The sequence below is a fragment of the Niallia taxi genome (genome assembly GCF_004005475.1).
GTDB lineage: Bacteria > Bacillota > Bacilli > Bacillales > Cytobacillaceae > Niallia > Niallia taxi.
Window position 1 is genome coordinate 1 of record NZ_RZTZ01000038.1, and the last position, 7,542, is coordinate 7,542.

General features: G+C 34.2%; 4 protein-coding genes and 1 pseudogene. 1 reads left to right on the forward strand and 4 read right to left on the reverse strand.

Annotated features, from left to right (window positions below; genetic code table 11):
• Nucleotides 1–635: 635 nt before the first annotated feature.
• From EM808_RS28105 to EM808_RS28115, 3 genes are all read right to left on the reverse strand, one after another.
• Nucleotides 636–1,442: an endonuclease/exonuclease/phosphatase family protein gene (locus EM808_RS28105; RefSeq protein ID WP_127743075.1), complete on the reverse strand. Its 807-nt coding sequence runs from the start codon at nucleotides 1,440–1,442 to the stop codon at nucleotides 636–638.
• Nucleotides 1,443–1,446: 4 nt separating this feature from the next.
• Nucleotides 1,447–3,093, reverse strand: coding sequence for a PTS transporter subunit IIBC (locus EM808_RS28110; RefSeq protein WP_127743077.1), 1,647 nt, complete (start codon nucleotides 3,091–3,093; stop codon nucleotides 1,447–1,449).
• A 77-nt stretch (nucleotides 3,094–3,170) separates the two neighbouring features.
• Nucleotides 3,171–4,841, reverse strand: a complete 1,671-nt coding sequence (locus EM808_RS28115) for a glycoside hydrolase family 13 protein (RefSeq protein WP_127743078.1) — start codon at nucleotides 4,839–4,841, stop codon at nucleotides 3,171–3,173.
• Nucleotides 4,842–5,182: 341 nt separating this feature from the next.
• Here EM808_RS28115 and EM808_RS28120 point away from each other — a divergent pair, with 341 nt between their 5' ends.
• On the forward strand, nucleotides 5,183–6,202 hold the full coding sequence (locus EM808_RS28120; protein ID WP_127743080.1) for a LacI family DNA-binding transcriptional regulator: 1,020 nt from the start codon (nucleotides 5,183–5,185) through the stop codon (nucleotides 6,200–6,202).
• Nucleotides 6,203–6,417: 215 nt separating this feature from the next.
• Here EM808_RS28120 and EM808_RS28125 read toward each other — a convergent pair.
• Nucleotides 6,418–7,111: pseudogene (locus EM808_RS28125) on the reverse strand (HAD-IIB family hydrolase); the annotation flags it as partial.
• Between the last annotated feature and the right edge of the window lie 431 nt (nucleotides 7,112–7,542).

The window sequence follows — 7,542 nt, forward strand, 5'->3', positions numbered from 1 at the left end:
AGTGAGACCTCCGAGTAGATATTTTGTCCCTTTTAGCTGGCCAGCTGAGGACACATTTATCTTATCAAGAGGTCTTTTTTCTTTCAAATCCCATTTTCACTTATTACAGGAATGCTGCCCTGTTTGTAACACAAGTAGGTTTCTCTTCAATTATTACAGGAATGCTGCCACGTTTGTGACACAAGATAGATCTATACACTTATTATAGGAATGCTACCACGATTGTAATAGAAGAACTTCAGGCCAACCTAATTAGTAATAATTGTATAGATCTTACTTGAAATGAAATTATTATTTCTAATGAACCACACCATTAAGTCAAACTAAAAAAATAGGAATACTGCCTCCTATAAATCAAAATGACCATAATAGTTACGGTTCTGTATTAGTAAGGAAAATTAAGAATCGCTTTCCCTATGAAAAGGAAAGCAATTCTTCAATGTATTCTTATTCAATTAAAAGCCCCATTTTTGATACGATTTAAACACCTTCTTTAAATAAGGTCTCACATCTAAGCAATACCACAAAACATTAGAGAAATTAGACATTCAAGGCAAACAACGGAGAAGCTATATCGCTCACACTTTGAAACAGTATAGCTTTACAATTGTTCTATTCAAACCAATGACTTTCAATCAGCCGCTTTGTTTATGGTTATCCACTTCTATTTCGACTCCAAAATGGTCCGAAATAATCCTTTTTGTTTTTCCATTAAAAATAACACCTGAATAATTAATCGGTTCTAGTTGTCCTGTTAGTATTAAATCAATTCGAAGATCATGTTTATTTTTGTCCCATCCATCTATATTACCTTGAACAGTAATGCCATTATCTTTTTCTTCAGCAAGGTGGTACGTATCGTAAAGACCTTGGTTTATTAAATAATCATAGCCTCCATCTTTAATAGATGCATTATTATTAAAATCCCCCATTAAGTAGAACCTATCTTCCTTTGGAATACAATTCAAAAGAAAATCAACTTGATTTTTAAATGGCTCTTCTTCATCATGCCACCAGCCTAGATGACAAGAATAAAAAGAGATAGGTTGATTATCGTAGGATATTTTTGCACCGACAATCTTTCTTGTTTTCCAGTAATTTGTATCCCTGCTATTTGTTACAAAAAATGAGCATTTTTCTATAATTGGATGCTTTGTAAGAATAGCTAGTCCTTCCTCATATACATCAAATCCGATATGAGAAAAATCCCAAACTAAATGATATTCTGTTACCCCAAGCTTATAAAGTTCATCTAGTAAAATAAGTGCATAATTATCTTTTTTAATATTTTCCTTTATAATTATTTCGCTAATCGATTGACTCACCTCTTGAAGAGCAATGACGTCATACGATTTTTCTTTAAGTGTTTTAGCAAGGTATTTTATTTTATCCAGCTGATTTTCTTCTAGCCAAGAGTGGCAGTTTAAAGTTAATAGTTTCATAATCTTACATTCCTAAGCGGTCTTGAATGTCTGATTTTAAGACATCTGCTTTAGGACCATAAATTGCTTGTACCCCTTTATCTTTTACTATTAAGCCTAACGCGCCATTTTGCTTCCATCGCTGTTCTGTAGAAACGGCATTTGTATCCTTTACCGTTACACGCAATCTGGTCATACAAGCATCAACATCTTCAATATTATCTCTGCCGCCTAATAACCCAATAATCGTCGTTGCAAGTGAATTATCATTTGTGTTGGCAGTTTTCCCATCTTGATTCGACTCCCCATTTTCCTCCTCGATATAATTGCCAGCACGTCCAGGAGTTGGGAAATTGAATTTTTTAATCAAAAACGAAGCTACGAAGAAGTTTAATCCGAAAAATACTGCACAAGCGATTACAAAATTCACTAAATCTAACCATAAGCCTGCTTTAATAATCATTGGTGAACGCGTTAATAGTTCTATTACTCCAAAGGCATGAACCCTTATATCAATAATATCAACAATTGCAAAAGCTAAACCAGTCATAATTGCATATGCTATATACAAAATTGGAGCAGCAAACATGAACATAAACTCGATTGGTTCAGTGACACCAGTTAAAAATACAGCCAATCCAGCTGACAAGAACATAGATTTATATTTTTTTTGCTTATCCTTATCTACATTGCGATACATCGCCAATGCAATACCTATCAAAGCAGCACATGAAAGTATCATCTGTCCTACTTTAAAACGTGCAGGTGTTATCTCATTTAATAACTGTTTATAACTTTCTACATCACCAGCCGCAAGAAAATTATTTAAGTCAGCAATCCACGCTAGCCATAGAGGATCTTGTCCGGCTACTGTTTGTCCAACGCTAGAACCTGTTAAGATTTGATATGTTCCTCCAAGCTCCGTATAGTTCATTGGAACAGTTAACATATGATGTAGACCAAATGGTAATAGTAAACGTTCTAATGCACCATAAATAAATGGAGCAATAACAGGTGCTGTATCTCGAGAAGTTGCAATCCAACGACCAAAATCATTCAATAAACCTTGAATAAATGGCCATACAATTGATAAAACAAGAGCGGTTACAACTGAACCAACAATTACTACAAATGGAACAAACCGTTTTCCATTAAAGAATGCAAGTGATTGTGGTAACTTATCATAATTATAAAATTTATTAAATAGAGTAGCACCTAAGAAACCCGAGATAATACCTACAAAAACCCCCATGTTTAACGCCGGTGCGCCAAGAATCGATGTAAAATAATCTTTAACAATTAATTCACTACCAAATAAAGATTGAACAGTTGCTTTTGGATCAGCTAGCATCTCACTATTTACACCAAAAATATTACCAGTAATTCGGTTCACTAGAATGAAAGCAATTAATGCTGCAAAAGCACCACCCGCACGTTCCTTCGCCCAAGAACCACCAATAGCTACGGCAAACAGCACATGAAGATTCCCAATGATTCCCCAGCCAATGTCCTCCATAACTCGTGCTATTGTTTGGATAACTGTCAAATCCCCACCAGTCATACTAACCAATTTCCCAAGCGAAATCATAATACCTGCTGCCGGCATAACTGCGACAACAACAAGTAACGCCTTACCAAATTTCTGCCAAAAATCAAATGAAAGTATTTTCATTTTCTGACATCCTCCTACTAGCAATTAAATTTATTTTTTAGGCAAACGTTTGCACAAATGTGCATGCTTTATTCATTTTAGTTTAAACGATATACCCTAGCTTCATAAGGGCTTAATGTGATTTCTTGTATTTCATCACGATTGTCAACCTCGTAATTACTAATTAACAACTTTGTTGATTCAACTTTAAGATCTGCAGGTAAGACAAATTTTGTAATCTGTGGAAACAGGTTTGTTATAATAAGCATTTTTTCGTTATTTAATGTTCGAGTATATGCATAAATTTGATTGTGTTCTTCTAATATCAAATCATAAGAACCATAAACAAGAACCTTATTTGCTTTTCGAAAGTCTATAAGTTTTTTATAATAATGATAGATAGAGTTTGGGTTTTCTAACGCCAGGTCAACATTTATATTCCTAAAGTTCTGATTTACTTTCATCCATGGTTTCCCTGTAGTAAACCCTGCATTTAAATCATCGCTCCATTGCATTGGTGTTCTTGAATTATCGCGACCTGTTTTCCAAATAATATCCATTATCTCTTCATGTGGTTTCCCATTTTCTTTTTCCAATTTATATAAGTTTTTAATTGCAACATCATTGTAATCCTCAATAGCTGGAAATTGAACATTAGTCATCCCAATTTCTTGACCTTGATATACAAATGGTGTTCCTTGCATTAAGAAATACAGCGTTGCCAAACATTTAGCAGATTCAGCCCAATACTCCTTATCATTTCCCCAAGTGGAAACAGAACGCGGCTGATCATGATTTTCAAAAAACAAGGCATTCCACCCATTATCCTCCAGGCCTTTTTGCCATTTTGTAAGGGTGTTTTTCAAAGCATGAATATCTAAACCATTATTTCCACTTTTATTCCAAAGCTCTAAATGTTGAAATTGGAAAACCATATTAAATTTCCCATTTTCTTCACCTACCCATAAATCTGCTTCTTCGACAGATACACCGTTAGCTTCACCTACAGTCACGATATCATAATTATCAAAGGTTTCCCGTTTTAATTCGTCAAGGAAAGTATTAATTCCCGGGCGGTTCATATGCCCATCAAATGACGGTACATAACGTTTATTATCTGGATTAGGCATGTTAGGGAATCCTGCAACCTTTTTAATATGAGAAATGGCATCGACACGGAAACCATCAATTCCTTTAATTAACCACCAATTAATCATTTCATATAATTCTTTGCGGACACTTGGATTTTCCCAGTTTAAATCAGGCTGTTTTTTAGAAAATACATGAAGATAGTATTCCTCCGTCTTTTCATCATACTGCCATGCTGATCCTCCAAAGATAGATTCCCAGTTATTCGGTTCTTCACCATCTATACCTGAATGCCATATATAATAATCTCGGTATTCATTTTCTTTTGAAGAACGAGCTTCAATAAACCAAGGATGTTCATCAGAAGTATGATTAATAACAAGATCCATAATCAGTTTCATACCTCTTGCATGGACCTCATCTAATAATTGATCGAAATCTGTCATAGACCCAAATTCACTTAAGATATCTTTATAGTCACTAATATCGTAACCGTTATCATCATTTGGCGACTTATAAATCGGGCAAACCCAAATAATATCTATCCCTAGATTTTTTAAATAATCCAGTTTTGATATGATTCCTTGAATATCACCAATTCCATCACCATTTGAGTCCATGAAACTGCGCGGATAAATTTGATAAGCAACTGCTTCTTTCCACCATTTATTTTTCTTCATTATAAAGACCCCTCTCTTACTAATAACGAGATTAACATAACTTATTTACTTATGCAACCGTTTGCGCAAAAACTTTATAATGCTACCTCTTTTTTTATTACTTGTTATTTATGCTAATTTATTGCTATTCAAAATGTAACTATGAACAAACATTTTTATTCGTTAAGATTTTACTGGAACTTCCTATTGGGTAAATAAGCTATAATATAAGAAAATGAACTGAAAATACCAAAATTATCACCATTAAGCAGCCAAATCCTAAAAATTGATTAACCTTAATAAAAACCTAACACAAATAATTCTATACAATGTATGTACTAGGAGATTTGGAGTGAAAATTTATGTCAGTAACTATTAAAGATGTAGCTAAGCTTGCAAAAGTCGCTCCATCTACAGTTTCAAGAGTCATCGCAAACAATCCACGTATAAGTGAAAAAACGAAGAACCGAGTAAGAGAAGCAATGGAGTCTTTAGGCTACCATCCAAATTATAATGCTAGAAGCCTCGCAAACCGTAGCACACAGTCAATCGGCCTTGTCATGCCAAGTTCAGTAGATAAAGTCTTTCAGAATCCTTTCTTTCCTGAAGTAATAAGAGGAATCAGTACGAAGGCACATGAAGAAGATTTTGCTATTTATATGTCAACAGGACAAAGTGAGCAGGAGAGCCTGGAAGGTGTTGAGCGGATGTTACATGGTGGCAGAGTAGATGGTGTCATTATCCTGTATTCAAGTATCGATGATAAAATTATGTCTTTTCTCCAAGAAGAGAAGTTTCCATTCTCAGTTATAGGTAAGCCATATAATAATGTCAACCAAATTACTCATGTCGATAACGATAATGTTCAAGCAGGTAAAGATGTGACAGATTACCTTATCCAACTTGGGCATAAACGAATTGCCTATGTCTGCGGAAGTTTAGATTCAGTTGTTTCGATGGACCGGAAACTTGGATATAAAAAAGCATTACAAGATGCTAACATATCATATCAAGAAGAATATATTTTGAAAGAAGAACTCCTTAATGATGGGGGAATAAAAGAAATCTCAAGGTTGATGTCCTTGCAGTCGCCGCCAACAGCTCTTATTGTAAAGGATGATTTATTATCCTTTAGCATTATGGGCACAATTGATAAAATGGGGTACTCCATACCTAAGGACCTCTCCCTTGTTAGTTTTAATAATTTAATGTTGAGTGAATTTACTAGACCTCCATTGACGACAGTAGATATTGATATTTTTAATCTGGGTTATCATGCTGCAGACTGTCTATTGAATCTAATAAAAAATCCCGGTCAGGAAGCTAAACAAGTCATTGTGCCACATCGATTAGTTGAACGACAGACAGGTCAAAGGATATAAATCTATAATTTAAAAGTTTTTTTCTCCGCCATTTATAAGAGAAATTAACTTCTCTTTTATTGCCAATTCTATTCTACCTAACTACAGGAAAACACTCTAAAAACCTCAAAATAATGATGGGGTTTTTAGAGGTTTAATTCGGTATTATAAGCAGTAAGATTACTAATAAATACTCTCAACCCTATCTGAACCGGAAATCTCTTTTTTTATCCATGCGTTGCATTTTTTAGTAAATATCCATTTTCCATTGCTTGTAACATTTTAATATCATTACCGCTATCTCCAAATGCAATCGCATTTTCTGGATCTAACTTGAATTTTTCTAACATACTCACGATTTCATCTTTACCAGTACCTATAGGAATAAAATCTACATCATAGCTATCCTCGGGATCACCAGCTAGAGGATTGCAACGATTTATATTTACAGAACCCCCATATTGCTTACAAATTAATTCAATAGCTAACAAGTTATTTTTATCATTTTTTTCATCTTTCTCTTGGTAAAAATAATTATGCTTATAACGAGAAATACCTAATAGAGTTTGTGCATTTAAAAAGATATTATGATTCTCTCGTAGATGTTTAACCATTCGATCCATCTTCTCTTTGCTAAATCTTGATTTATACGGCTATTCCAATTAGTATCTTGCTCACCAAAATTATGTTCAGAGAAATACGTTATTTCTTTCCTAAGATTGCTTGCTATAAAATGTGGAAAGTATCTGAATTTACCTCTTTTCATCTTATCGAGAATAGATTCTATGCTACTCCCAGTAACCCAGCAGATTAGCATGTCTCCGCTTGTACTTTTTGTTCTAAATAATCTTCTAGCTCATAAATATCCTGCTGCTTCTCTTTATCAATCTTATGAGGAAAGTAAGTTTCATCAAAATCACAAAATATAATATTTTTTGGTTGTTCTACAGGTGAAAGAGTTTTCTACTCCAACATCTTTTTTAATAACACTAAACAATCCCTCCATATCATGTCTTTCTTCTATAGTAAATGTTGGATACAACGGCAAATTTTAATTCAGGCTATGAGCGATTCCTATGATGTGTTTGTTCTTGACCAATGGTGTCAATTTAGGAGTTATTTTTCATTTAATTTAAGCGATAATTTACACTAAAAAAACTCTTGTATTGAAACATCTTTTTTACTAACGCCCCCGTTCGTAATATATGGTTAGCCAGATTTTTCTGGTTGACCATTTTTTTTTTAGTTTTATGATTACGGTAGTCGGGGTAGAACGGCGCCCCCGTGGGAATAAATCCCGTCAGCTAAACTGTTCACCCCCTACTTGTATAAACATGTTTCAGGCTGGTTGGGACAATGAT

Bases quoted from the DNA above. Each gene is read 5' to 3' on its own strand.
- EM808_RS28105 (WP_127743075.1), bottom strand. From the start codon at position 1,442: ATGAAACTATTAACTTTAAACTGCCACTCTTGGCTAGAAGAAAATCAG.
- EM808_RS28110 (WP_127743077.1), bottom strand. From the start codon at position 3,093: ATGAAAATACTTTCATTTGATTTTTGGCAGAAATTTGGTAAGGCGTTA.
- EM808_RS28115 (WP_127743078.1), bottom strand. From the start codon at position 4,841: ATGAAGAAAAATAAATGGTGGAAAGAAGCAGTTGCTTATCAAATTTAT.
- EM808_RS28120 (WP_127743080.1), top strand. From the start codon at position 5,183: ATGTCAGTAACTATTAAAGATGTAGCTAAGCTTGCAAAAGTCGCTCCA.